General features: G+C 58.6%; 23 protein-coding genes. 6 read left to right on the forward strand and 17 right to left on the reverse strand.

From position 1 onward, the window contains the following. Positions 1-340: 340 nt before the first annotated feature. Positions 341-2,722 carry a 1-deoxy-D-xylulose-5-phosphate synthase N-terminal domain-containing protein gene (locus tag GS611_RS13640; RefSeq protein WP_171636494.1) on the reverse strand — a complete coding sequence of 794 codons (2,382 nt, stop codon included), beginning with the start codon at positions 2,720-2,722 and terminating at the stop codon, positions 341-343. Between the two features lie 14 nt (positions 2,723-2,736). Then, a complete protein-coding gene (locus GS611_RS13645; protein WP_171636496.1) occupies positions 2,737-3,936 on the reverse strand; it encodes a methionine gamma-lyase in 1,200 nt (399 codons plus the stop codon). Positions 3,937-4,051: 115 nt separating this feature from the next. Between GS611_RS13645 and GS611_RS13650 the strand changes: the two genes are divergently transcribed. Continuing rightward, positions 4,052-4,504 carry an Lrp/AsnC family transcriptional regulator gene (locus tag GS611_RS13650; protein WP_171636498.1) on the forward strand — a complete coding sequence of 151 codons (453 nt, stop codon included), beginning with the start codon at positions 4,052-4,054 and terminating at the stop codon, positions 4,502-4,504. A gap of 319 nt (positions 4,505-4,823) precedes the next feature. Here GS611_RS13650 and paaZ read toward each other — a convergent pair whose 3' ends face one another. The 6 genes from paaZ to GS611_RS13680 all read right to left on the reverse strand — a co-directional run bounded on the left by paaZ (position 4,824) and on the right by GS611_RS13680 (position 13,196). Further along, positions 4,824-6,854: a phenylacetic acid degradation bifunctional protein PaaZ gene (gene paaZ, locus GS611_RS13655; protein WP_171636500.1), complete on the reverse strand. Its 2,031-nt coding sequence runs from the start codon at positions 6,852-6,854 to the stop codon at positions 4,824-4,826. Positions 6,855-6,972: 118 nt separating this feature from the next. Next, positions 6,973-8,160 carry a cytochrome P450 gene (locus GS611_RS13660; RefSeq protein ID WP_171636502.1) on the reverse strand — a complete coding sequence of 396 codons (1,188 nt, stop codon included), beginning with the start codon at positions 8,158-8,160 and terminating at the stop codon, positions 6,973-6,975. Continuing rightward, positions 8,160-9,512, reverse strand: coding sequence for a TRAP transporter large permease (locus GS611_RS13665; protein WP_171636504.1), 1,353 nt, complete (start codon positions 9,510-9,512; stop codon positions 8,160-8,162). Before GS611_RS13665 ends, GS611_RS13660 begins: the two co-directional genes overlap by 1 nt. Next, the gene (locus tag GS611_RS13670; protein WP_152460571.1) at positions 9,512-10,015 is read right to left on the reverse strand and encodes a TRAP transporter small permease; all 504 of its coding nucleotides are present in this window, start codon (positions 10,013-10,015) and stop codon (positions 9,512-9,514) included. The genes GS611_RS13665 and GS611_RS13670 overlap by 1 nt, the downstream gene beginning before the upstream one ends. Positions 10,016-10,072: 57 nt before the next feature. After that, positions 10,073-11,092, reverse strand: a complete 1,020-nt coding sequence (locus tag GS611_RS13675) for a TRAP transporter substrate-binding protein (RefSeq protein ID WP_171636506.1) — start codon at positions 11,090-11,092, stop codon at positions 10,073-10,075. A gap of 70 nt (positions 11,093-11,162) precedes the next feature. Continuing rightward, positions 11,163-13,196: an FAD-dependent oxidoreductase gene (locus GS611_RS13680; protein ID WP_171636508.1), complete on the reverse strand. Its 2,034-nt coding sequence runs from the start codon at positions 13,194-13,196 to the stop codon at positions 11,163-11,165. 103 nt (positions 13,197-13,299) lie between these two features. On the opposite strand from GS611_RS13680, the gene paaG reads away from it, so the two are divergent. From paaG to GS611_RS13700, 4 genes are read left to right on the forward strand one after another with little or no spacing between them, the layout of a single operon-like run. Continuing rightward, positions 13,300-14,085 carry a 2-(1,2-epoxy-1,2-dihydrophenyl)acetyl-CoA isomerase PaaG gene (gene paaG, locus GS611_RS13685; RefSeq protein WP_171636510.1) on the forward strand — a complete coding sequence of 262 codons (786 nt, stop codon included), beginning with the start codon at positions 13,300-13,302 and terminating at the stop codon, positions 14,083-14,085. Between the two features lie 2 nt (positions 14,086-14,087). Then, positions 14,088-14,513 (forward strand): hydroxyphenylacetyl-CoA thioesterase PaaI, encoded by a 426-nt coding sequence (paaI, locus tag GS611_RS13690; RefSeq protein ID WP_171636641.1) that lies wholly within the window; start codon positions 14,088-14,090, stop codon positions 14,511-14,513. Positions 14,514-14,537: 24 nt separating this feature from the next. Further along, on the forward strand, positions 14,538-15,848 hold the full coding sequence (gene paaK, locus GS611_RS13695) for a phenylacetate--CoA ligase PaaK (RefSeq protein ID WP_171636512.1): 1,311 nt from the start codon (positions 14,538-14,540) through the stop codon (positions 15,846-15,848). A gap of 3 nt (positions 15,849-15,851) precedes the next feature. Further along, entirely contained in the window at positions 15,852-16,448 is a 597-nt protein-coding gene (locus GS611_RS13700; RefSeq protein WP_171636514.1) for a TetR/AcrR family transcriptional regulator, read from the forward strand. 99 nt (positions 16,449-16,547) lie between these two features. On the opposite strand, the gene GS611_RS13705 is transcribed toward GS611_RS13700, so the two are convergent. From GS611_RS13705 to GS611_RS13735, 7 genes are read right to left on the reverse strand one after another with little or no spacing between them, the layout of a single operon-like run. Then, a complete protein-coding gene (locus GS611_RS13705) occupies positions 16,548-17,603 on the reverse strand; it encodes an aldolase/citrate lyase family protein (RefSeq protein ID WP_171636516.1) in 1,056 nt (351 codons plus the stop codon). An 11-nt stretch (positions 17,604-17,614) separates the two neighbouring features. Then, entirely contained in the window at positions 17,615-18,415 is an 801-nt protein-coding gene (gene hpaH, locus GS611_RS13710; RefSeq protein ID WP_171636518.1) for a 2-oxo-hept-4-ene-1,7-dioate hydratase, read from the reverse strand. After that, positions 18,412-19,266, reverse strand: a complete 855-nt coding sequence (locus tag GS611_RS13715; protein ID WP_171636520.1) for a fumarylacetoacetate hydrolase family protein — start codon at positions 19,264-19,266, stop codon at positions 18,412-18,414. Before GS611_RS13715 ends, hpaH begins: the two co-directional genes overlap by 4 nt. Continuing rightward, on the reverse strand, positions 19,263-20,660 hold the full coding sequence (locus tag GS611_RS13720; RefSeq protein ID WP_171636522.1) for a pyridoxal-dependent decarboxylase: 1,398 nt from the start codon (positions 20,658-20,660) through the stop codon (positions 19,263-19,265). Before GS611_RS13720 ends, GS611_RS13715 begins: the two co-directional genes overlap by 4 nt. Positions 20,661-20,718: 58 nt before the next feature. Then, complete coding sequence (hpaD, locus tag GS611_RS13725) at positions 20,719-21,561, reverse strand: 3,4-dihydroxyphenylacetate 2,3-dioxygenase (RefSeq protein ID WP_171636524.1); 843 nt, start codon at positions 21,559-21,561, stop codon at positions 20,719-20,721. A gap of 54 nt (positions 21,562-21,615) precedes the next feature. Further along, positions 21,616-23,124, reverse strand: a complete 1,509-nt coding sequence (hpaE, locus tag GS611_RS13730) for a 5-carboxymethyl-2-hydroxymuconate semialdehyde dehydrogenase (RefSeq protein ID WP_171636526.1) — start codon at positions 23,122-23,124, stop codon at positions 21,616-21,618. A 3-nt stretch (positions 23,125-23,127) separates the two neighbouring features. Further along, a complete protein-coding gene (locus GS611_RS13735) occupies positions 23,128-23,526 on the reverse strand; it encodes a 5-carboxymethyl-2-hydroxymuconate Delta-isomerase (RefSeq protein WP_171229363.1) in 399 nt (132 codons plus the stop codon). Between the two features lie 105 nt (positions 23,527-23,631). Between GS611_RS13735 and hpaR the strand changes: the two genes are divergently transcribed. Beyond that, positions 23,632-24,072: a homoprotocatechuate degradation operon regulator HpaR gene (gene hpaR / locus GS611_RS13740; RefSeq protein WP_171636528.1), complete on the forward strand. Its 441-nt coding sequence runs from the start codon at positions 23,632-23,634 to the stop codon at positions 24,070-24,072. Positions 24,073-24,105: 33 nt separating this feature from the next. Here hpaR and GS611_RS13745 read toward each other — a convergent pair whose 3' ends face one another. Both GS611_RS13745 and GS611_RS13750 read right to left on the reverse strand, forming a co-directional pair. After that, positions 24,106-25,458, reverse strand: a complete 1,353-nt coding sequence (locus tag GS611_RS13745) for an aminotransferase class III-fold pyridoxal phosphate-dependent enzyme (RefSeq protein ID WP_171636530.1) — start codon at positions 25,456-25,458, stop codon at positions 24,106-24,108. Between the two features lie 34 nt (positions 25,459-25,492). Further along, positions 25,493-26,272, reverse strand: coding sequence for an IclR family transcriptional regulator (locus tag GS611_RS13750; RefSeq protein WP_171636532.1), 780 nt, complete (start codon positions 26,270-26,272; stop codon positions 25,493-25,495). Positions 26,273-26,275 lie beyond the last annotated feature (3 nt).

The following is a 26,275-nucleotide window of genomic DNA, read 5'->3' on the forward strand; positions in this document are numbered from 1 at the left end:
GCGATCAGCGGATCATCCAAGGGTAAAGACAGCCCCTTACCGGCTGCCATCCCGGTTGTATAGACGGGAAAACGGGCATTTTCGCCGAAAAGCTTCCAATAAGGGAACACCCTGACAGGTCAGACCCTGACGCAACCGCCAGGGCCGGGCCGCGTCAAGCCTGGGTCAACGCGGGTACAAAATTCGACATCTTGCTGGCAGATGCCTGCCGTTGGGCGTCGGAGAAACGCACCGGACACACACAATCGTGCCGATCATTTCGATGACATGACCGTCGTCGATGCGACATAGGTCAAACAAGAGACCGAGCGGGTTCGTTCCTGATCTTGTTGGCCCGATCTCAAGCGCTTGTTGCCCGATGAAGTACTCTGCCACGGGTCAAACCATTCACTTTTTCGATGATGGCATCGGCATCAATGCAGTGGTGGCGATAGAGATCACCGATCGTTCCTGTCTGGCCAAAATGTTCGACCCCCATCGGAATGGTCTGATGACCGCGCACAGCGCCCAGCCACGACAATGTTGCAGGATGCCCATCAATCACGGTGACCAGATTGCAATGCGCCGGCAGGCCAGACATCAGGGCCTCGATGTGGGAAAGTGCGGCGGGGTTGCCCCGCGACCGCACGCGTTGTGCAGCCGTCCAACCGGCATTCAGCCGATCCGCGGACGTCACGGCCAAAACGCCGATATCGCGACGGCCCTCGCCGATGATACCGGCGGCCCTGATTGCCTCGGGCGCGACGGCACCTTGATAGGCGATTACAACTTCGCAATTGGGCCCCGGTTTTCGCAACCAATAGGCCCCATCGATGGCACCTTGGCGGAACTCATCGTCGACACGCTTTCCAGGCTGTTCAATCGGGTTGGTCGTCAGACGCAGATAGACGGAACCGCCGGTTTCATCGCGCAGCCATGTGCGCTCGTCCGGTTGCACTTCACCGTCGCGTTGCAGATAGTCGAAGGCCCATTCCATGATCACCGCCAGTTCATCAGCAAAGGCGGGTTCGAATGCGGCCAGCCCGTCCTGGCTCATGCCGATCAGGGGGGTACCAACGGATTGATGCGCTCCGCCTTCAGGTGCCAGTGTCACGCCCGATGGCGTACCGACGAGAATAAAGCGTGCATCCTGATAACAGGCATAGTTTAGCGCATCGAGGCCGCGACTGACAAAGGGGTCATAGACGGTGCCGATCGGGATCAACCGTTTGCCAAACAGGGAATGCGACAGACCCGCCGCTCCCAGAAGTAGCATCAGGTTCATTTCGGCGATACCAAGCTCGATATGCTGCCCTTCCGGAGTGAACTCCCATTTCGCCGTCGAAGGGATCCGATGTTCTATGAAGGCATCGGCTTGCATGGATCGGGCAAACAGCTTGCGCCTGTTAACCCAAGGCCCCAGGTTCGTCGTGCCGGTGACATCCGGAGAGGTTGTCACGATGCGTTCGGTCAACGGGCCATCACCTTTTGACAGATCGTCAAGGATCTTGCCAAACGCCATCTGGGTCGAGATTTCACGGCTGGTGTCGACCTCGATCCGTGGCACGTCCAGCTTGTCATCGAAATAGCGGCGCGGACCCTTGGCAAAGAACGGTGCCTTTGCCAGAAAATCCTTGAATGCGGCTGGGTCCTGCACTGTCGCAAGCGGCTCCCATTCCTCGCCCTTCGGCACGCCCACATGCGACTGCCACGCGGCGAACTGGCTGTTGTTCATCAGCCCGCCGTGATTGTCCTTGTGACCTGCGATGGGGGTGCCCCACCCTTTGACGGTGTAGGCCAGGAAACAGGTCGGGCGATCATGATCGATGGCGGCAAATGTCCGGGCCATGGTCTCGACGCAATTGCCGCCAAGATTTTCCATCAGGGCAGCCAGCTCTGCATCCGTCCGCCGTTCGATCAGGGCGGTCACATCCCCCTGATCCCCCAGATCGTCCATGAGACGCTGCCGCCAGACTGCGCCACCCACGAAGGTCAAAGCCGAATATTCCTGATTGGGGCACGCATCGATCCAGTCGCGCAGGCGATCGCCACCCGGTTCTTCAAAGGCCGCGCGTTGCAGAACCCCATATTTCACGCGCACGACATCCCAACCGAACGCATCGAAGATCTTTTCAATCCGTTCGAACAGCCCTTCGCGGACGATGCCATCCAGGGATTGCCGGTTGTAGTCAACGATCCACCACGTATTGCGCAGGTCATTCTTCCAGCCTTCCTGCAAAGCCTCGTACACATTGCCTTCGTCCAGTTCTGCGTCGCCTACAAGGGCCACCATCCGCCCCATCGGAGCATCCGAGCCCCAGCGCTTGGCCTTGATGTAATCCTGAATGATCGAAGCAAACGAGGTGATCGCGACACCCAAACCCACAGACCCGGTAGAAAAATCGACGTCGTCGATATCCTTGGTCCGGCTGGGATAGCTTTGCACACCGCCAAAACCACGGAAGTTTTCCATCTTCTCGCGCGTTTGATTGCCCATGAGATACTGCATCGCATGGAAAACCGGCGAGGCATGGGGTTTGACCGCCACCCGGTCTTCAGCGCGCAGGGCCGAAAAATAGAGCGCGGTCATGATCGACACCATCGAAGCAGACGACGCCTGATGGCCACCAACCTTGATCCCATCCACCTTTGGCCGGATCTGGTTGGCATTGTGGATCATCCAATGCGAAAACCATAGCAGACGTTGTTCAACGATCTTCAACTGAGTGGGATCAATGTGCATGGCGGTCTCCGGGTTCAGGCGGCGCTGCGGGCAGGATAAGGCAAAGCTTGCTCCAGGTCTGCGAGGATATCTTCGACATCCTCAAGCCCGACGGACAAACGGATCAAACCATCGCTGATCCCATGCGCGGCCCGTTCTTCCGGGGTATAGGTCGAATGCGTCATGGATGCAGGGTGCTGGATCAGCGTTTCGGCATCGCCCAAGGACACCGCGCGCTGGATCATGTTCAAGCGGTTCATGAATTCGATCCCACCGGACAGGCCGGACTTGATCTCGAACGCGATCATGGCGCCGGGTTGGGACATTTGCCGTTGCGCGACATCATGCTGAGCAAAGCTTTTCAGCCCGGGAAAATAAACCTCACCGACGGCGGGGTGCGCCTCGAGGAAATCAGCGACGACTTTGGCAGAGTCACAATGACGATCCAGACGCAAGTTCAGTGTTTTTAGACCACGCAGGATCAGCATCGCGTTGAAAGGGGCCATGACCGCACCGGTCATATCCTTCATTCCGACCAGGCGGATTTCGGCGATCTGGTCGGCGGTGCCGACAACCAGACCAGCGACCACGTCGCCATGCCCACCGAGATATTTGGTGGCAGAATGCAGAACGATATCCGCCCCGTGCTCGATCGGGCGGGTCAGATAGGGGCTGGCATAGGTGTTGTCGACGACAACCGTTGCACCGACCGAATGCGCAATTTCGGCGCTGGTGGCGATGTCCACCAAGCGCATGTTCGGATTGGCCGGAGTTTCGAAATAGACAACGCGGGTTTTGTCAGAAACGGCAGCTTTCAGGTTCTCTGGGTCTGTCATGTCGACATGGGTGATCGTGACCCCCCATTTTGCCAGACCGTGGCGCATGAAGGCGAAGGTGCAGCCATAGAGCGTTTTGTCCACGATGACTTCGTCCCCCGGCGACAGCAGGGTCCAGAGCACTGCCGTGATCGCCCCCATGCCGCTGGAAAGGGCCAGTCCGGCCTCGGCCCCTTCAAGCACCGCAATGCGTTGTTCCAGAAGGTCACATGTGGGGTTCGAAATACGGCTGTAGATATGACCTGCGCGTTCACCGGCGAACATCTCTCCACCAGCCTCTGCGGTTTCAAAGGTAAACGTGGACGTCAAATGCAGCGGTGGGGTAAGGGCGCCGTCATTTTCCAGAGGGTTGTAAGCGTGGTGAATGGCGCGGGTGGCAAATCCGGTTGAACGACTCATTGCAAGCTCCTGTTTCAAGCTGACGCCAGTTTGCACCTTTACTTTGGGCTTGTGCTTGCAAATAGTATCAAGACAGCGATCTATATTGGCAGATTCTGCCAATTTTAAGGTTGAAATGGACGATAAAGACAGACAGATCATTCGGGCGCTGCAAAAGGACGGGCGCATGACGAACCAGGACCTTGCCGACGAGGTGAACCTGTCTCCGTCGCCGTGTCTGCGCCGGGTCAAGAACCTCGAAGCGCGCGGGATCATAAAGGGTTACAGCGCAGATGTGGACGCCGCCGCATACGGCATAGGCATTACTGTTTTTGTGCGGGTCCGGTTGGAGCGACACAATGAAACGGACGTACAGAATTTCGAAAAACGCGTTCGGATGATCGACGAAGTTCTTGAATGCCACGTGCTGACCGGGGCGATGGACTACCAGCTGCGGGTGTTGGTATCGGATCTCGAGGCATATGAAGAATTCATACGAAACAGAATTCACCCGATCGGTGGGATTGCTTCGATCGACACCAGCTTTGTTTATGGAACGGTAAAGAAGACCGCCGTTTTTCCACCCTGATGGAACGCGCCCGGCCAATCTGCGAACTCAGGTTGATGTGCATGTTTAACGCGCGCCGGGATAAGGTTTCACAGCCAACTCATGGCGGCGTGGGCGAGAGGACCTTTGAGCCTCGATCGCAAAGGGTCGTGGCGCGCCGCCAGCCCTTGATTCTGTCGAACAATATCTTGACGCGATTGCGCCGCTTAGCGTGCTTTGCAGGCAACCCGCACTGTTTGCGCCCCCGGATTCTGGCACGCATCCCGAAGATCAGACATGTTCACCGCTCGTTTTTCGAACCGTGAACACGCTGACCTGCCGAATTCAATGGGTTCCGGGCCTAGTAGGCGACCATCGTCAAAAGCTCATATTCCGCAACCATTTCATCATCCTGTTGGGTCAGGGTGACATGCCAGCGGACTTCGCCGTATTCTTCGTTCCGTTTGGTCTTGGCCTTGACCGTCAACCGCACCTTGATGGTATCACCCGCCTGAACGGGCTTCATGAATCGCAACCCGTCAAGACCCGTGTTTGCCAGAACCGGGCCTTCGTTCGGTTCAACAAACAATCCGGCTGCAAATGACAGAAGCAGATACCCATGGGCCACACGGCCCGGGAAGAACGGGTTCCGTTCCGCCGCTGCCTGATCCATATGCGCGTAGAACGTATCGCCGGTGAAATTGGCAAAGTGTTCGATGTCTTCCATCGTGATTGTACGGGGCGCCGTGTGGAGGGTCTCGCCAATCGCCAGCTCGTGGAACCGGCGCGTGAACGGATGGGCTGGCCCTGCGACCTCGGTCGCGCCGGGAACCCATTTGTTCCCGATCGCGGTCAGCAAATCGGGTGACCCCTGAATGGCTGTCCTCTGCATGTAGTGCTTCACGCCACGCACACCGCCCATCTCCTCGCCGCCACCAGCGCGTCCGGGTCCGCCGTGAACCATATGCGGCAGAGGAGAGCCGTGGCCGGTGGATTCCTTCATCGAGTCACGATTGTTGAAATACAGCCGCCCGTGATAGACCCCGGCCCCAAGGGCAACTTGCCGCGCCACATCCGCGTCACGAGTTATGACCGATGCCACCAGCGACCCCTGCCCGCGGTTCGCCAAATCGATCGCATGGTCAAGATCGCGATACCCCATCACCGTGCTGACCGGGCCAAAAGCCTCGGTGTCATGGACGCGTCGGGCCGCATCCGGATTGGCACAGTGGTACAACATCGGCGGCAGGAACGCGCCTTTCTCGGCATCCGCCCCATCAACCTGAAAATCGTCAGGGTTGCCGAAAACGCGCTCGGCTTCCTGCCCGATGATTGCCGCCTTTTCCAGAACATCGCGTTTCTGACCGTTCGAGACCAGCGCGCCCATGCGTGTGGTTTCCAGCCGCGGGTCGCCGATGACCGTTTTTGCCAACCGCGCGGACAGGGCTTCGATCACCGCCTGCACCTGAGGCTCTGGGGCAATGATCCGGCGGATCGCCGTACATTTCTGCCCGGCCTTCGTGGTCATCTCGCGCTGGACTTCTTTGACGAAAAGGTCGAATTCCGGCGTTCCGGGCTCGGCATCAGGGCCCAGGATCGAGCAGTTCAGACTGTCCTGCTCGGCCACGAAACGAACAGAATTCTCCAGGATGACCGGGTTGGAACGCAGTTTCGACGCCGTTTCCGCGGATCCGGTGAAACTGACCACGTCCTGCATGGTCAGACGGTCCAGCATATCGCCCAGACCACCCGAAACCAGCTGCAACGCGCCTGCAGGCAAAATGCCGGAGTCCAGCATCAGCCGGACGCATAGTTCGGTGACGTAGCACGAGTTCGTCGCCGGTTTTACTATGGCCGGAACGCCTGCCAGAAGCGTTGGAGCCAGCTTTTCCAACATCCCCCACACAGGAAAGTTGAACGCGTTGATGTGAACCGCCACCCCATGCAACGGGGTGCAGATGTGCTGCCCCAGAAAAGTGCCATTGCGCGACAACTGCTCGACCTCACCGTCCAGATAGACATATCCGTCCGGCATCTCGCGTCGACCTTTCGAAGCGAAGACGAACATCGTGCCGATACCACCGTCTATGTCGATCAAGTGGTCGGACTGGGTCGCACCTGTGCTGAAAGACAGGTCATACATTTCCTGTTTGTGCTGACCCAAATGAACGGACAACGCCTTGAGCATCTTGGCCCGCTGGTGGAACGTCATCTGCCGCAGCGCCGGCCCGCCGACATTGCGCGCATAGTCCAGCATCCCCTGCACATCCAACGCGCTATTGCCGGCCGTGGCGATCACCTCGCCGGTGACTGCGCTTGTAATATTGCGGGCACCCGCACCGGGCGCAACCCATTCACCGGCCGCGAAGCTGGAAATCTGTTGGATTGTCATGAGCGTCTCCTCATTTGTTGTGTGAACTTCGCGCGGCCATATGCCCGTCTCACGAAATCATAATATAAACCGTACGGTCGGTCAATAAATTGGCGAATTGTCACTTAAACCGCACATCTCAGACTTGCGCTGGCAGTCGCGCGAAACCCCGAAACCGGATGCGCCCGCCCCGTTCGGCGCCGTCAGTGATGCGATAGGTCGGGAATCGCGCAAGAAACCGTCTGACGGCCACGCGCCCCTCCATACGGGCCAGGGTCAGGCCGACGCAGGTATGGGGACCTCCGGCAAACGCGTGATGCTTGTTGGGGCGCCGATCCAATACAACCTCATTAGGTTGTTCAAACTGCCGCGGATCGCGATTGGCCGCGCCGATACACAGGTGAATGTCCGTACCTGCCGGAATGGTCTGACCGTGGAACGTTACATCTTCGGTGGTCAGACGATTGCCAAACTGATTTGGGCTTTCCAGCCGCAGAAACTCGTCCACTGCCGTGTTGATCAGATCCGGATTGGCCAGAAGATCGGCCCGCTTGTCGCGGTGCCGTTCCAACAGTTCCAATGCGTTGCCGATCAGGTTGGTGGTGGTCTCGTGCCCTGCATTCAGAATGAAGATGCAGTTCTGGTACAGCTCGACCTCGGTCAAGCCACCGTCGGTGTCATCCTGCATCAACCGTGTCAGGACATCCGTCGCAGGATCTCCGGGGTTGGCCCGGCGATCTTCTATGACATGCCGAAGATAGTCCTTGAAATCAGATACCGACCGGTTGCCCCACTCTTCCTGCTCGGGCGTCAATTGGGGTTCCAAAGCGCCCAGAATAGCCAAAGACCAATCCCGCAAAGGGCCACGTTCCGATCTGGGAATGCCAAGCAGGTTGCCGATGATCTCGATCGGGATGGCACCGGCGAAATCCTCGATCAACTCTACCGAGCCCTTGGCCTGCATCTCGTCCAGCAGCCCATCCACAAGTTCAATCAGGCCCGGTTCCATCTGCGCCAGCGCCCGTGGGTTCATAGCGCCGACCATGACCTTGCGGACGCGGGTATGCAGGGGCGGATCGTTGAACACAAGGCTGGTGGTATGGTGTTCGTACAGCGGGCTATCGATACCGTATTTGGGGCCGAAAACCGCCTTTTTATCCGAAATGAAACGCTCGGTATCCCGGTACACCAGATCCAGATCGTCATACCGCGACAGGACCACCGAACCATCGGGCTGCCAGCAGACGGGCGTGTCTTCGCGCAACGCGGCGTAGGTTGGATAGGGATCCGCATGAAACCCGTCCGAAAGCGCAGTCAGAGAGAACATCAGTGACCCATCGCTCCCATTTGTTCGGGAAGGACCAGAACCAGCCAAGGCACCAGAACGATCAGAGCCAGACGGAAGATGTCTGCCACCCAGAACGGTGTGACCCCCTTGAAGATTGTTCCGGTCGATACGTCCCCGACCACGCCTTTCAGAATGAACACGTTCAGACCCACGGGCGGCGTGATCAAACTGATCTCGGTCACGACGACGACAACGATGCCGAACCAGATCGGATCGTATCCCAGTGACGTGACCAGAGGGAAAAAGATCGGAACCGTCAGCAACAGCATCGACAGCGATTCAAAGACGCATCCCAGAATGATGTAGATCCCGAGGATCATCAGGATCACGACGAAGGGCTCCACCTCATATGCGGTGACCAGGGCGATCAACGCTTCGGGCAGACCGGCCAGATTGATGAAATTCGAGAAGATCTGCGCGCCGATCAGAACCGAGAACAGCGCTGCGGCGGTGAAGCTGGTTTCCTTCAGCACTTCAAAGGTCGATCTAAGGGTCAGCCCGCCGCGCGACAATGCGATCAGGAACGCCCCCATCGCGCCCATACCAGCGGCTTCGGTCGGGCTGAAGGTCAGGTTCAAAGGATGGAAATCGAACACTCCGTACAAGCCGCCGATCACCAGGAAGAACAACAGCAACACCGCCCAGACCGAGCGCAGGGCCGACAGGCGTTCGCCCCAGCCGTGGCGTTCACCGGCGGGGCCGGCCTCGGGCCTGCGCCAAACGGTCCAGCGCACGGCGAACAGATAGAAGAGGATACCAAGTACACCGGGAATTATGCCCGCAACGAAGAGTTTGCCGATCGATGTTTCGGTCAACAGGCCGTAGATCACCAAAATGACCGACGGTGGGATCAGGATACCCAGCGTGCCCCCCGCTGCAATCGACGCGGTCGACAACTCATCCGCGTAGCGGTACCGGCGCATCTCGGGCATCGCGACTTTGGACATGGTCGCAGCCGTTGCCAGCGAGGAACCGCAAATGGCCGAAAAGCCGCCGCACGCGGCAACCGTCGCCATGGCGATACCACCTCGGAAGTGGCCCAGGAAGGCGTTTGAAACCGCGTATAATTCGCGCGCGAGCCCGCCCTTGTTCACGAACAGACCCATGAGGATGAACAGTGGCACGACCGAAAGGCCATAGTCCTGTGCCGTATCGGTAATCTGGCGACCCACCATCGACATGGCGGCCTTCAGCCCGCGCTCGGACAGGATGCTGCCACCGCGTTCATATGCGAACCCAAGCGTCCCCACGAGGCCCATCGCAAACACAATGGGCAAGCGTACCAACACAAGAACCAGGACAAGGGCGAAACCGATCAGTGCGGCAGTCATCAGGCGTGCTCCGACAAGGTTTGGGGGGCAAAAATGTGCAAAAGACCGGTGATGACCATCGCAACGGCCGTTATTGCAGTGAAGGCGGCGATGAACCAGCCGACATAGAAGACAGGGATCGACAGGTATTCGGTGACGTCCCCGTAATCCCGTGCACGTTCAGCCAGAACCCAAACGCGCTGAATCGGCCAGATCAGCATGATGCCAGACACCAGATAGACAATTGCATCGCGTGCCCTGCTCAGCCGCAGGCGGGAAAAAATTCCATCGGTCAGGTCAACGGCGATTTGCCCTTTCCCGGCCGAAATCATCGGCAGAACCGAGAACACAAGGATCGCCATCAGAATCCGTGTCAGTTCGGTTGCCGCCTCGATCGGAGCATTGAAGACTGAGCGTAGGATGACGTCAAAAAAGGTCATCACCATCAGGATGAACAGCGCCACACAGGCCAGCACCGTCGGAATGATACTGACGCGACGCGCGAAGGTCACGATAGATTGCATGATTGGCCCCCAACGGGTGAAGATGGCTGGCGGGTCAACCCCGCCAGCCGGGCTGTGTTACTGGGCAGCCATTTCGTTAACGATCATGTCATAAGCGGCTTGCGCATCAACACCGGTGCCATTGACCTCTTCGATGACCTTGGCGCGCACATCGGCAGCGATCGCGTTGAACTTTTCCAGATCTTCAGCAGAGGCTGCATTGATCGCGTTGCCCTCGGTCTGTTCGGTCGCCTCACGGCCGATCGCGTCGATCTCATCCCAGATTTTACCGATTTCGCGGCTCAGCGGTTCGCCGAAGACCTTTTCTTCCAAAGCGGCCTGCACATCGGCGGGAAGATCCGCAAAAGTGTCTTCGTTCATGATGAACGCAAATGAACCGCGATACAGGCCACCCGGAACTTCATATACGTTCTGCGCCACTTCAGTCAGCTTGAAACCCTTACGGGATTCAAATGGCATAACCACACCATCAGCAGCTTTCGACGCGAGTGTCTCGTATACTTTCGGCGCGGGAACCTGGATTCCGGTTGCGCCCAGCGCCGTGCCGACATCTCCGCCCACACCACCCGGGATACGCACCTTGAGGCCTGATACCTCGTCGAGGTTGGTCACGGAGCTGCTGGAATGAAGCTGTGCCGGGCCGTGTGTGTGCAGGGCGATCACTTTCACACCGCGATGTTCGTCCGCTGCCTTGAGATACTTGTCGTATGTACGCCAATACGCGACCGAGGCCGCTTCGGCCGAGCCCTCATATCCGGGCAGCTCAATCATCTTGGTGGTGACGAAACGACCGGGCTGGTAACCATGGAAGATGATCGACGCATCCGCCGCGCCATCCATGATCAGATCCATCTGCGCCGGCGGCGGGGCAATTCCCAGCTTCAGTTCAGCAGTGACTTTGCCGTCGGTGGCTTCTTCGACCATTTCCACGAATTTCGGCCACATCTTCGCGTTGATGCCGTGGGTCGGCGGTGCCCAGCTGGAAATCGTCAGCGTATAATCCGCCGCCAGCGCCACTGTGCCCGAAACAGCCAGCGCGGCCGAGGCCAAAAGAGTGCTCAACTTGGTGAACTTCATGGTTTTGTCTCCTCCCTGTGAAACATGACTCGAGAATGCGTTAATGGTCACTTTTGTAACCATCAACATGTTAATTGTTTTCCAATTGGCCCGCGAGGCGCCACGAACCTGGGCTTTCTTTCACTACGGTTAGCATATTTGCGGCGCACCGGCTGATGCCGATTTCGTTGCAATAGTTCATCGGTCCTCCTCTCCAGCGGGGAAAGCCATATCCATGGATTTGAACCATATCGACAGCTTCGGCGTTTTCCGCGATCCCCTCTTCAATGATCAAAGCGCCCTCGTTGGCCAAGACCGCCAGCAACCGCGAACAGATTTCCTCGTCCGAAAAATCCCTGCGGGTGATGCCCTGCTGGTCGGAATAAGCTTCGATCAATGCCTCAACTTCGGAATCACGAACCGGATCTCGACTGCCCTCTTCGTAGCGGTACCACCCTTTGCCGACACGCTGGCCGAAACGCTCACGCTGACAAAGCTGGTCCGCGATGGTGACATAACGTTCGTTCGGGTCGCGGTTGGCGGCATTGCGTTTGCGGTTCGCCCAGGCAATTTGAAGACCGGTCAGATCCTGAAGCTCGTAAGGCCCCATGGGCATCCCGAACGCCCGCATTGCACGGTCCACCTGATAGGGAAGCGCCCCATCTGCCAGCAGATAATCGGCCGCGCGCCGATAGGCGGCCAACATGCGGTTGCCAATGAACCCATCGCAGATACCCGACAGCACCGAAACCTTGCGAAGCTTCTTCCCAAGCGCGACCGCGGTTGCGACCACTTCAGCAGAGGTTTGCGGAGCTACTACGACCTCGAGCAGTTTCATGACATGGGCCGGGCTGAAGAAATGCAGCCCGATGCATCGGGCCTGATTGCCGACGTCCGCGAAAATTTCGCGCGGGTCCAGATAGGACGTATTGGTGGCCAAAATCGCATCGCTGCTCATATGCCTTGCCAGCTCGTCAAATACCTGTTGCTTGACGGGCAAGTCTTCAAAGACGGCCTCGATCGCCAGTTCGGCATCCGCAGCGCCTGCATAACTGTTCACCGCACGAAACGCAGCAAGGCGATCCCGAAGCTGCGCCTCGGACATCTTGCCTCTCTTGACCGCGCCTTGCAGCAGACCCTCGACCCGATTGTGCGCTGCGGCCGCGGCGTCAGCGTCTCGCTCGATCAACGTCACGGACAGCCCGCCGCTCAGGGCCGCAGTTGCGATCCCTGCCCCCATCAACCCACCTCCGACAACGGCGATCCGTGTTATGTCACGGGCGGCCACGCCTTTGATCAACGAAGGTTTGGACACGGCACGTTCAGCAAAAAACGCGTAGCGCAAAGCGCGGCTTTCCGGGCTTTGGCGCAACTCCAGATGGCGCGCGCGCTCTTTCGGTTGTGCGGTGGCAAATGGCTCAACCGACCAACCAAGCGCCGTCAGGTTTTCCAACGGTGATTTCTGACCCTTGGCGCGTTTCTTCAAAGCCTCGCGGCTCGTCTCCAACAGATCCGGCGCAAATTCCGCCACAGCACGCTGGCTGACAGGTATTGGGCGTTCGGGCAGGTCGGCAATCAACTCCAGGACAGCAGCCCTGGGGTCTTCGGCGACGCGGTCGACGCCGCCAAGCTCGGCCAGTGTCTCTGCCTTGAAAATTTTGCCCGAACAAGCCATGTCAATTGCAGCCTGCATCCCGACAAGACGCGGCAATCGTTGTGTGCCCCCTGCCCCGGGGATCAAGCCCACATTGACTTCCGGCAGACCAAAACCCGTTCCCGGCGCTGCGATCCGCCACGCACAGGCCATGGCGATTTCGAACCCACCACCCAGCACGTTGCCATGCATGCAGGCAATGAACGGAACCTCGCTGTCTTCGATTTTCTGAACCACGTCGGGCAAGTGCGGCTCGACCGGCGGCGCATCGAATTCGGACATGTCGCCGCCTGCGACAAAGGTTTTTCCAGCGCAACACAGCACCGCCACCCGCGCCCCCTTGACCGCATCAACGGCGTCAGACAGCCCTTGGCGAACTCCTGTCGACGTCGCGTTTACCGGCGGGTTGCCAATGGTGACCCACGCCACGTCGCCCTTAAATTCAACGCTCACCAGCGACGACTGCGACATTTGCAATCCCTTTGATCGGTTCAGATTCGGTTCGGGTTTATATATTGACCAACCGTTCGGTTAATGCAATGATTAAGTTGAAACGAGACCAGATGAGACAGTCATGAGCGATACGATTCTTGTACAAGACAACGGGAACTGGGCCGAAATCACCCTGAACCGCCCGGACAAGCTGAACTCGTTCAATGAAGAAATGCACCTGGCGCTTCAGGATGCGCTGAAAGCCGCGCGCGACGGCGGGGCCCGCGCGATATTGCTGACCGGTGCCGGACGAGGCTTTTGTGCCGGTCAGGACCTCGGCGATCGCGACCCGTCGAAAATGGATGGCCCGCCGGATTTAAGCAAAACGGTACGCAGATTCTATGCCCCTCTTGTCCGGTTGATCCGGTCAGTGAATATCCCGGTGATCTGCGCCGTGAACGGAGTAGCCGCCGGGGCGGGTGCAAATCTGGCGCTGGCCTGTGATATGGTTCTGGCCGCGGAAAGTGCAAAATTCATTCAGAGCTTTTCCAAGGTGGGCCTGATTCCCGACACGGGCGGCAGTTGGCACTTGCCGCGCCTGTTGGGCGAGGCGCGCGCCAAGGGGCTGGCCCTGACAGCCCAACCCCTTCCGGCCAAGCAAGCCGAAGATTGGGGGCTGATCTGGAAGGCGGTGGCCGATGATCAATTGATGACCGAAGCGCGCGCACTTGCCGCGCAATTGGCAAACGGCCCAACCCTCGGGCTCGGGCTGACAAAACAGTGCATTCAAACCGCTGCCACCACGTCGCTCTCGGATCAGCTTGAGATCGAAGCAGACGCAATGAAGACCTGCGGGGAAAGCGCGGATTACGCCGAAGGCGTATCCAGTTTTCTTGAAAAGCGGACACCGAATTTCCAGGGACGCTGATGATGACACCCAAGGAACGTGCCACGAAATCCGCTGAAGCGATGTGGGCGAATGACCAAGCCAGCAAATGGTTCGGGATGGATCTGGTCGAAGTCGACGAAGGCCGTGCAGTTCTGACCCTGACAGTCGGGGACCATCACTGCAACGGGCACGGCATTTGCCACGGGGGCGTCACTCATGCCCTGGCCGACAGCGCCTTTGCCTTCGCCTGCAACAGCCGCAACGTGGCAACCGTCGGCCAGCATACGATGATGAGCTACCTCGCGCCCGGAAAAAAAGGGGACCATCTGACCGCAACCGCGACAGAGGTTGCCGTCACCGGCCGCAGTGGCATCTATGACGTGCACGTCACCAACCAAGACAACACCCTGATCGCCGAGTTTCGCGGAATGTCCCGCGCGGTCGGCGGGCAGAATTTTCAGGAATAGCTTCGCGACTGGAGGAGTGACGCGATGGAAGACCTTTCCCCAAACAAAGCGGATCTGGACCCGATCGAGATCGCCTCGATCGACGAAATCCGCGCGACGCAGCTTGAACGCCTCAAATGGTCCGTTCGCCACGCCTACGAGAACGTTCCGATGTACAAGCAACGGTTTGACGAATCCGGTGTGCATCCCGACGATCTTCAGCAGCTTTCGGATCTGGCGAAGTTTCCGTTCACGTACAAGAATGATCTGCGTGACAACTATCCGTTCGGCCTGTTCGCCGTTCCACGCAGCCAGATCATTCGTCTGCACGCCTCGTCCGGTACGACGGGCAAGCCGACGGTGGTGGGCTACACCAAAAACGACATCGACAATTGGGCGGATCTGGGCGCAAGGTCCCTGCGCGCATCAGGGTTGCGCAAGGGGGACATGGTGCACAATGCCTATGGTTACGGGTTGTTCACCGGCGGTCTTGGCGCACATTACGGGATCGAGCGGCTTGGCGCGACCGTCGTCCCCATGTCCGGCGGGCAAACCGAAAAGCAAGTCAACCTGATCAACGATTTCCGGCCCGACGGGATCATGGTTACACCTTCCTATATGCTCAATATCCTTGAACAGTTCCACAAGGCCGGGCTCGACCCGCGTGAAAGCTCGCTGAAGGTTGGCGTGTTCGGTGCCGAGCCCTGGACGGACGCCATGCGCGCCGAAGTCGAGGATGCGTTTGATATGCATGCGGTCGACATCTATGGCCTGTCCGAAATCATGGGGCCCGGGGTGGCCAATGAATGCGTTGAAACCAAGGATGGCCCGGTGATCTGGGAAGATCACTTCCTGCCTGAAATCATTGATCCCACGACCGGAGAGGTCCTGCCCGATGGCGAAACCGGCGAGTTGGTGTTCACGACCCTGACCAAGGAAGGTTTGCCGATGATCCGCTATCGCACGCGCGATCTGACCTGCCTGCTGCCGGGGACAGCACGATCCATGCGCCGGATGGCCAAAATCACCGGTCGCAGCGACGACATGATGATCCTGCGCGGGGTCAACGTCTTTCCCAGCCAGATTGAAGAACAGGTCATGGCGACGGGGGGCCTTGCCCCTTATTATCAGATAGAGCTGTACAAATCCGGCCGCATGGACGCCATGCGGGTTTATGTTGAATCGTCCCCGGATTCCACCGACGAACTGTCCAAGACGGCCGCGGCACGGATGCTGACCAAGCGGATCAAGGACGTCGTTGGCGTCTCAACGGAAATTGTTGTAGGTGACCCCGGCGACGTCGAACGCTCTCAGGGCAAGGCGAAGCGCGTCGTCGACAATCGCGATAAGGAATAAGCCGTGGCCCGTACAATCGCCAAAGATCACGACCAGAAGCGGAAGCAAATCCTGAAAATGGCTGCCAAAGTGTTCGCCGACCAAGGGTTTGATCGCGCCTCGATGACCCTGTTGGCAAAAGAGTGCGGGATTTCCAAGGCAAACATCTACCACTATTACGACAGCAAGGATGCCATCTTGTATGACATCCTTGAAACCTACCTGCGCGAGCTTCGCGACCGTATCTGCAATGTGGATCTGAACGGTCTTACGTCTGAACAGAAGCTGCGGAAAGCGGTGCGCGAAATCCTGTTTGCCTATCAAGGCGCAGATGACGAACACCGGGTGCAGATCAGCGGCATGAGCGCCTTGACCGAGGAACAGCAGAAACTTCTGCGCGGGTATCAGCTGGAATTGGTAAATTTTGTGCGCGATATCCTGAAAGAGCTGGCCCCGACAGCCTTCAATGATGACAAGGACAAGCTGCGCGGCACCACGATGTCAGTTTTTGGGATGCTGAACTGGTATTACATGTGGAACACCGGCGCGGGCCCCAAAGCCCGCGAAGACTATGCCGATCTGGTCAGTACGCTGACCGTCCATGGTATCCACAAGCTCTAGTTGTGGCCTTTCGGGCAAAACCGTTTCAAATCCAACGCAGGTGTGCCTGCCTTTGTCCTGTTGCCACAGAGCCGGATTCAGGGCCGCAACGTGTTTTCCTCATCCTGACCAATCAATGCGGAACTCTTCCCGAAACGCAAAACGCGCCAGATGAGCCTCGATGACCTGTTGCCATCGGGCCAGATCACCGCGCGCCCGGGTGGCGGCGGTTACGGTCAGGCTGGTATCACCTGCCGAAAGCGTGACGCGGTTCCCGTCCGGAAAGCTCACGCTGCCTTGCGTTTCATCAAATGTTACCTGAGCCTTGCGCGACCAGTGTTTGCAAAGCTGTTGCAGGTATTTCGACGCCGCGCCTGTCTGTGCGCTTCCCGAAGCCACCTGATCGGGCAGCAGGCTGAGCCCATCAGTAGCAGCGGCCCGGATTGCCTTGGCGAACAAAGTCACATCGATGTCCGTGGCCACGAATGTTGCCCCCAGATCCAGGCATTTTCGCTGCATGACCGGGTCCAGTGACAATATCCCTGCCGGCTTGCCTGCCGCAACGATGCGCCGGATCGCATCAAGAACGGCCTCGATCACGTCCGGGTGCCCGGCATCGCCGATATGGCCCATATCTGCGGCCAGATCCGACGGGCCGACGAACACCCCATCGACGTCGGTCGCCAGTATGTCGTCCAGCGCCTCCAGCCCAAGCCTGTTTTCGACCTGCACCAAAAGACAGATCTGCTCGTCCGCCGTTTTCAGATAATCCGGGATAGCCGCAAAACGCGAAGCCCGCGCCAAAGCGGAACCTACGCCCCGAACGCCACGAGGTGGATACTGCACGGCCCGCACCAGTTCGCGCGCCTGATCGCCGCTTTCCACCATCGGCACCAGTATGTTCTGCACACCGGCATCGAGATATTGCTTGATCATCCAGGTTTCGCCAATCGGCAGGCGTGCGACGGGGGTACTGCCAGATCCTTCAATCACCCTCACCTGCTCGAGGATCGAGCGCAGATCGTTTGGCGCATGCTCACCGTCGACCAGCAGCCAGTCAAACTGCGCGGTTGCGGCGATCTCGGCGGTGTAGGCATTGGCCAAGCCGATCCAACACCCGATCAAAGGGGTTCCAGACGTCAGCGCGGCCCTGAACGAATTGATTGGCGCAGGCATTGGCGCTCCTTTCAGGCGAAATTGATATCGACTGAGCCGAACGGTCCGAAATCCGCGTGGATTTCTGTTCCCGGGGGGCATTCGACCGGGCGGATAAAGCTGCCGGACAGAACGACCTGGCCCGGCGCGATGCTCTGACCGTATTGCGCCATGCGACGCGCCAGCCACACGACGCTTTCGACCGGATCGTTCAGCACCCCCGCGCCCAGACCGGTTTCTTCGATCTCGCCATTGCGGAAGGTCAGCGCGCCAACCCATCGCAGATCAAAGACATCCACCCTGTGGCGATCGTTGCCCAAAACGATACCGGCATTGGCGGCATTGTCACTGATCGTGTCAAAAACCGTGCGGGCTTTGCCGGTTTCGGGATCCACCCGTTGAATCCGCGTATCCAGAATTTCGATGGACGGCGCGACATAACCCGTCGCCGCGATGATATCTGCGCGGGACACGTTTTTCCCGCCTATGGCCGATTTCATGACAAAGGCAATTTCGGCCTCAATCCGCGGCTGAATGAAACGCCCGGCCGGAACGGTGGCACCCTGTGCAAACACCATGTCGTCAAACAGAATTCCACTGTCAGGAATATCGATGTTCAACGCGTATTGCATGGCTTTCGAAGTCAGGCCGATCTTCCACCCGATCACCTTGCGCCCTTCGGACAGTTTCTGGCGAGAGATGGCGTTCTGCACCTCGTAAGCGTCATCCATGCCCATCTCGGGGTGGCGCAGGCTGAGCAGGCCAATCTGCTGATGCGTTCGTTCCGCCTGCAAAAGGTCAGCGGCCGCGCGCGCATGGTCTTCGGGCGTCATACTATTTCATCCTCAACCGTGTTTCGCAGAATACCGATACCGTCGACCGAGACCTCGACCACATCACCGGGTGCCAGGTATTTTGGCGGGTCGAACCGCGCGCCCGCCCCAGTCGGTGTACCGGTCACAATGATATCGCCGGGCTGAAGCGTCATGAAAGTCGAGATATATTCGATCTCGCGCCGGATCGGGAACATCATGCGGTTCAGCGTATCATCCTGTCGCAGCTCGCCATTCACGCGGGTTTGAAGACGCGCCTCATCCAGCTGAGCCACATCCGTGAACGGAACCAGCCACGGGCCAATGGCCCCGGACCTGTCCCAGTTCTTGCCTTGTGTGACATTGAACTTGGCGTGCCGAACCCAGTCTCGAATGGTTCCCTCATTGCACAACGTCAGCGCGGCGATGTGATCATACGCGTCTTCCTGTGGAATGCGGCGGCCAGCCTTGCCAATCACGATGGCCACTTCGCCTTCGTAATCCAGCGTGTGGTTTTCCGGCGGGCGGATCAGAGGCCGGTCATGGCCGGTAAAGCCACTGGCGAAACGCGGAAACAGGGACATGTATTTGGGTTGCGCGCTGCCATCTTTGTATTCTGCGTTCCGGTCAGGAAAGTTCACCCCGACGCAAAGGATACGTCGCGCATCCGGCATCACCATGTCGTAGATGAAATCGGGATGGGTGACAGGTTTCCCCCCGGCCGCCTCTGCCAGTTGATCGAACGCCCCGGCCGCGATCACCTCATAAAGGCTGTCGTGTTCCGGGAATTCCTGGTTCAAGGCAATGGCACCACCGTCGGTGATTGCCCCGAAGAAACGTTCTTCGCCCGATACGAAAGTGGCAAACCTCATTTCATGGTCTCCCACACGTCCCGGATCACGTCCGCAGCCATCAACACGTCGTCGCGGGTGGTATCGAACTGCCCGACCTGAAAGCGGATGATCTTGCGGCCGTCGAACATGCCCTGCGTCAGGTAAATCCGGCCATCGTCATTCAGCGCGTCCACCAGACGCTGCTGCTGAGCATCGTCCCCTGGGCAGCGGAAGGAAAACAGGCTGAGGATAGGGCCGGTTGTGATCTCGAACCCCTCGATCGCACCAATCTTTTCCGCCAGTTCGCTGGCCCATGCCACATGGTTGCGGATGCGTTCGCGCAATCCCTCCAACCCATATGACCGCAACAGGAACCAGATTTTCAACGCCCGGAACCTGCGGCCCAGCGGGATAGTCCACTCCGAGTAATTCGTCACCTCGGCTCCGGTCGTCTTGAGGTATTCCGGTTCGATTTTCAGCGTATCGAGCTGCGGCGTGGCGTCCCTCAGGAACTGGATGGCACAATCGAATTGCGCACCCATCCACTTGTGCGGGTTGAAGACGATGCTGTCATAGCGGTCGGCGCCCTGCCACATAGCCCTGCGGAATTCGGGGCAGATCATGGCCGAACCCGCCCAGGCGGCGTCAAGATGGGCGTAGAGGTCGTATTTTTGGGCGATATCAGCCACGGCCATCAGATCATCGCAGGCCCCCACACCTGTGCCACCGGTAATTGCAACAATCCCGGCCGGGATATGTCCGGCGGCGACGTCATTCATAATGGCGACCTCAAGCGCCGAGGGAACAATCCCGAAATTCGGCCCCTGCGTGGGCAACTTGACCAGATTGTCCTGACCGATCCCGGCAACCCAGCATGCCCGGTCAATCGACGAATGCACCTGATCGGAACAATAGATCCGCAGCGCCCCCTTGGCGTTCAGGCCTTCCCGGTTGCCGGTAAAGCCGGTGGCCCGTTCCCGCATGGTCAGTACCGCCGACAAGGTGGCCGAAGAGGCGCTGTCCTGTATGACGCCGGTCATACCCTCGGGCAATCCGAGGGCCTGCCGCAGCCAGTCGACCATGACGCCCTCGACCTCGGTCGCGGCAGGCGAGGTCTGCCACAACATGCATTGGGCCGCGATGGTCGTCACCAGCATCTCGGCCAACATGGACGGGGGTGCAGCGTTGGCCGGGAAATACGCAAAAAAGCGCGGATGCTGCCAATGGGTGATGCCCGGCATCACGATCTGTTCGAAATCGGCCATGATGGCGTCCATCGGCTCGCCTGTCTCGGGTGGAGTTGCAACAAGCTGGGCCGCGATTTCCCCCGGCGCGGTCTGCGCCCGCACGGGACGTTCAGCAAGTGTCTTGTGATAATCCGCCGCCCATTTCGAGATGTGCTGACCCCAATGCGAAAACGTGTCCCAGTTCATCTGCTGACTTTCCTTTGTGACGGGATCACCGCCAAACCCTTTTGTTCCGTTGCGTGCGTCACACCGAAAAGCTGACATTGGCCTGACCGGTGCCAGAGCTGCCGAAATACGGGGTGTAGATGTCGATCTCACCCTTGTAGCTTCCCCACCCCAACGCACCAAACAGCAAAGCAGTGTCATTCATGGCGCATTCACCGGTGCATTTTTTTGCATAGTCCGGCAGCATTTCCAGAAACTCTTCAAATCGGCCCTGCTGCCACAGCTCCAGAACGCGCATGTCCATCTGGCGGTTGAACTCGCCATTCACGGCATTCAGCCCGTCGACCGAGCGTTCATTCGGCGTAAAGTCGTGGCTGAGCGAGCCGGACGCCAGAATGGATACATTGCGGTCCGAACGTCGGATACCCTCGGCAATGGCCTCGCCCCAGGCCCGGTTTTCCGCAATCGACGAGAATTGATTGACCGCCACCGGCAAAACCCGGGCATTCACGCCATCATTGATGAAATGCATCGGCAGCAGGGTGCCGTATTCCATGCCCATGTCGGGGTGCGAATGGCCCAGCGCCCGCTCTCCCCGTTCGCGCAGAACGTCAAGGATGGTTTCCCCAAGTTCATGATCGCCGCGATAGTCGAACTCCATATCCGCCAACATATGCGGCAGTTCGTGACTTATGAACCGGCCCTTGTGATGTTCCTTCGTGTTCAGGTGAAACCCTTGATTGGTGATCCAATGGGTGTCGAACACGATGAACGTCTCGACCCCGCGGTCGATCGCGTCCTGACGCAGGCGTGCATATCCATCAATGGCGGATTGCCGGATGCCCTTGTACTTTTGCATCGTGTGGGACATCCAGATGCTGGGTACATGCGTGATCTTTGCGGCCTGTACTATCTTTCCCATGGCAATTCCTCCTCGTGTAATGGGCTTGCCCCGGCCGGGGTCGGCCTGCGTGATCTATTTACCCAACTGCATGATCTTGTGCTGACCGGTGGCAAAGCCGATATGTTTCTGTTCCATATAGAATTCAAAGCTCCAGTCGCCGCCATCCCGGCCAATGCCGGACGCCTTGACCCCACCGAACGGCGTGGGCAGGTGACGCACGTTCTCGGAATTCACCCAGATCATTCCAGCCTCCAGCCTGTCTGTAAACCGAAGCGCGCGGGTCAGATCATTGGTCCAGACATAGCCGGTCAGGCCATATGGCGTGTCGTTGGCGATCTCCAGCGCCTCATCCTCGGTCGAGAACGGGATCGAGGTCAGGACAGGGCCAAATATCTCTTCACGCGCAATGCGCATCTGGTTGGTGGCATTGGTGAACAGGGTCGGCCGGACGAAATAGCCCGCATCCCCCACCGTGACGCCGCCAGCGGCGACAGTTGCGCCATCTTCCTTGGCGATGTCGAAATAGCTCGTGACCTTGGTGTAGTGTTCTTCGGTCACCAACGGCCCGATCTCGGTCTCGGGGTCCAAGGGGTGCCCCACCTTGATGTTGTTGACGCGCTCAATCAATCTGGCTTCGAAGTCTTCCTTGATCGTGTCCTGCACCAAAAGCCGCGAAGACGAGGTGCAGCGCTCGCCATTGATCGAATAGATCATGAAGATCACGGCATCCAAAGCACGGTCCAGATCCGCATCATCAAACACGACAACCGGGTTTTTTCCACCCAGTTCCAAATGGTTGCGCTTATGGGAATCTGCGCCTTGCTTGACGATCAGACTGCCGGTACGGCTTTCGCCCACAAAGGCAATGGCCTTGATCAGCGCATGCTCGCACAAAGCCTTGCCAGCGTCGGGGCCAAACCCGTTGACCGTATTCAGCACACCTTTGGGCAGCCCTGCCTGCTCGGCGATTTCCACCAGAAGACGGGCCGTCAGAGGGGAATCCTCGGCGGGTTTGTGAACCACCGTGCAACCCGCAGCCAGGGCAGGCGCGATCTTCCAAGTCGACAGCATGAACGGCGTGTTCCACGGGGTAATCACGCCAACCGGGCCAATCGGCACACGGGTCGTCACATTCATCAGCGTCGGAGACTTCAGGTGCTGCCCATCCCGCGCCTGAATCACCTGATCCGCGAAATACCGGAAGTTCTCTGCCCCGCGCAAAGCTGCCTTTGACATGAAACGCAGGGTCTGCCCCGTGTCCCAGCACTCGCACAGTGCAATTTCCTCGGCGCGCGCTTCAATGGCATCAGCCACATTCAACAAGATGCGACGGCGTTGGGTGGCGGGCATGTCTCGCCACTCTGCAAAGGCTGCGTGGGCGGCCTTGGCTGCCGCGTCGATGTCATCTGCCGTGCCATGGGCAACATCACAGATCACGGATTTGTCGACGGGTGAGACCGACTGAAACACTCCGGCGGATCCGTCCCGGTCTTCACCCGCTATACGGTTGTGGATGCCCGTTTCCCGGAACCGGTCCAGAAAGCCGTTCAGCTTTTCGATGTTTGTGTCCAGTGCGCTCATGCGTCAGGTCTCCTGCGTGGTCGCCGACAGGTGGTCGCGGATCGTACCGGCCTTGGGCGACAGCTTGGGGTCGATGTCACGCATCTCAAGCGAGAGCGCGATGGAATGCTGTGAAAAAACCGGCGCCAGATATGTTTTGACCGCCTCGAATATGCGCTGTGTCGCATCTTCCTTGACATCCGCGGATCGGCCTGCCCGCAGGCGGATCGAGATATCAATGAACCCATGCGCCGGGTTGCCGTCCGCTATGGCGTAATGATCGACCCGTGTCGCGCGCACACGAATGCCGGGCATGGGAAAGGTCTCGATCCCGGCCGCCGTTGACCGAATGCACTCGCACAGGCCATCCATGTCGATCCTGTCTTCAAGATTGCCGGAATATTCGACGTGGAAGTGAGGCATGGTCTCTCCTTTATTAGTTAACATGTTTAGTTTTTAATGCACCCCCTGTCAAGAGATTGCTTTGTTAATCTTTGCAATTCCCAAAACGGCGTTCTAGAAGGCCGCATGAACACTCAAAGCCACTCCAAAAGCACTGCCCGGTCCCTTCCGATCGCGCTGCTGCGTGCCCGCGAAACCGTCATGGCTCCGATCCGGGATATGCTGCAAGGCATTCAACTGACCGAGCAGAAATGGCGCATCCTGCGTGTTCTGGACGAGTTGGGCGAAGTGGAGCAAAGCACCATCGCGCACGAGGCGTGCCTGTTGCTGCCCAGCGTGACCCGCATTTTGCGCACGATGGAGGCTGACGGCCAGATTACCCGCCGTCAGGATAGCGAAGACAAACGCCGCACCATGGTCAAGATCACCGAAGCAGGCCGCACCATCCTCAGGGAAAACCTGGCCACTTCACTTGCGATCTCCAGCAATATCGAAGCGCAGATGGGCAAGGAGAAACTGAATCAGTTGCTGGACCTGCTCGAGGATCTGCAAGCTATCAAAGTCTGACCCCGCCAGGTTCCGAAGGGGTCGTTCAACCGCCTACAAAGTGGCAAGACCGGTATCCAGCGCCGACAGAATTTTGGCCACATCTTCCGAAGTGACGATCAGCGGCGGCGATAGAATGATGTTGTTGCCAGACACACGCACCATCACGCCATCTTCATATGCGGCTTTCTGAACCTGAAGCGGCAGGTGTTTTGCGACAGGCGCCTTGGTCGCCCGGTCCGAAACCAGTTCCAATGCGCACATCAGTCCCTCGCCGCCCCGCACGTCCCCGATAGCGTCATGCTTGTCGGCCAGCTTTTGCAAGCCGTCAAACAACTCATCCCCACGCGCAGCAGCGTTTTCCCAGATCCTCAGCCGGTTGATCTCGGACAGGGCGGCCAAGGCCGCGGCCGCCCCGACCGGATGGCCAGAATAGGTGTACCCCTGATCCACGGATGCCAGGCCCGTGGTATCGCTTTCAAATACCTCTGCGACCGCACCGGAAATCATGGCCGCGCCAAAAGGGAAATACCCGTTGGTGATCGCCTTGGCCGTCGTCATGATATCGGGCTGTACACCCCAGTGCCGCGCACCGCTTTCGCTGCCGGTGCGACCAAAAGCGGTGATGATCTCGTCCGAGATCAGCAGGATGCCATGTTTCGAACAGACCTCGCCCACCATGGGCATGAAGCTCTTGTGTGGCGGGATCACACCGCCCGCGCCCAACACCGGCTCCATGATGAAGGCGGCAACAGTGTTTGCACCTTGAAAAGCGATCTCGGCCTCAAGCGCCTTGACGCAAAGCTGCGCCAGACGCTCGGGGTCGGTTTCGTCAAACGGGTTGCGATAGGTCCACGGCGCCGGCACGTGAAAACAGCCGGGCATCATCGGCTCATACACCGCGCGGAATTTCTGGTTGCCGTTGACGGAAGCGGCGGCAAAATGGGTGCCGTGATAACCCTGCTTCAGGCTGATGAACTTGGTGCGCCCTGCTTCACCCCGAACCTTGTGATATTGACGCGCAAGCTTCAGCGCAGTTTCGACGGAATCCGACCCGCCCGACGTAAAGAATGAACGGGTCAGCCCGTCGGCCTCGAAGAACTGGGCCAGCTCATAGGACAGCTCGATCGCCTTGTCGTTGCTGGTGCCGCGAAAGGTCGAGTAATAGGGCAGCGCGTTCAGCTGATCCGCTATGGCCTGTTTCACCGGTTCACAGGAATAGCCCAGATTGACGTTCCACAGCCCCCCTACGGCGTCCAGCGCCGTGTGACCATCGACATCAGTGATGTTGACCCCTTCACCGCCGCTGAGAATGGTCGGCGGGTTCTTCCGGCTGTCGGCGGGGTGCGCCATCGGGTGCCAGAAATACCGGGCGTTGTTTTCCTTCAGAAAGTTGGAGTCTTTCATGTCGCGGGTCTCCGAGTATTGAATCCGCCCCGGGTCACGGGTGGAATCCGGTTGGAAAGGAGTCGGGCAACTGGCCGCCAAAACCAGCAGTCAGATCAACCGAAAGTGAATGCAACGTGGACAGTATTGCCGGAAGGCGGTCGCTGGTTGCCCGGGTTTCCGGGACAGCTATCGCGATGGTTCCCAATGCGACCTGATCGATGCCGAAGATCGGCGCGGCATATCCAAAAACACCTTCTTCGTAACTGCCACGGCTGTCGGCCCAGCCTGAAACTCTGATCTTTGCGACCCGTTCCCTGATAAGCTTCGGATCAGTAAGCGTCGCTTGCGTAAACCGTGCCTGCACGTGCTGATCCAACTGCTCCAAAAGGTGAGCCGGCCCGAAACTGAGCATGCAAAGACCTGATGCCGTTGCATTGAGCGGAAGCATCTCGCTGGGATCCAGACTGACGCGGACACTGTGCTGCGTTGTTTCCACCACAAGCGCCGTCTGCAACCCCGTTTTCTCAAGCAATGACAGATGCAGGGATTCACCGACCACCTGCATAGCGGCCTGCATCTTTTGGCGCGCGCCCTCAATGCCGGGCCTGGCGATCTCTCGCAGCGCGGCCAAACGCAAAGCCGCCGGCCCGATCGCATAGGATTTCGTCATCGGATTCTGTTCGATCAACCCGAACTCCTCAAGCGCGCGCAGGTGACGCAATGCCGTTGCTTTGTTCAGCCCGGACAACCGCGCAAGGTGACTCAACCCGATCTCTGGGCGGGCATTGGAAAAGTAGTCCAGCATTTTTAAGGCGTTAAGGGCTGTACCCATGTG

It is taken from the genome of Ruegeria sp. HKCCD6119, assembly GCF_013110585.1.
GTDB lineage: Bacteria > Pseudomonadota > Alphaproteobacteria > Rhodobacterales > Rhodobacteraceae > Ruegeria.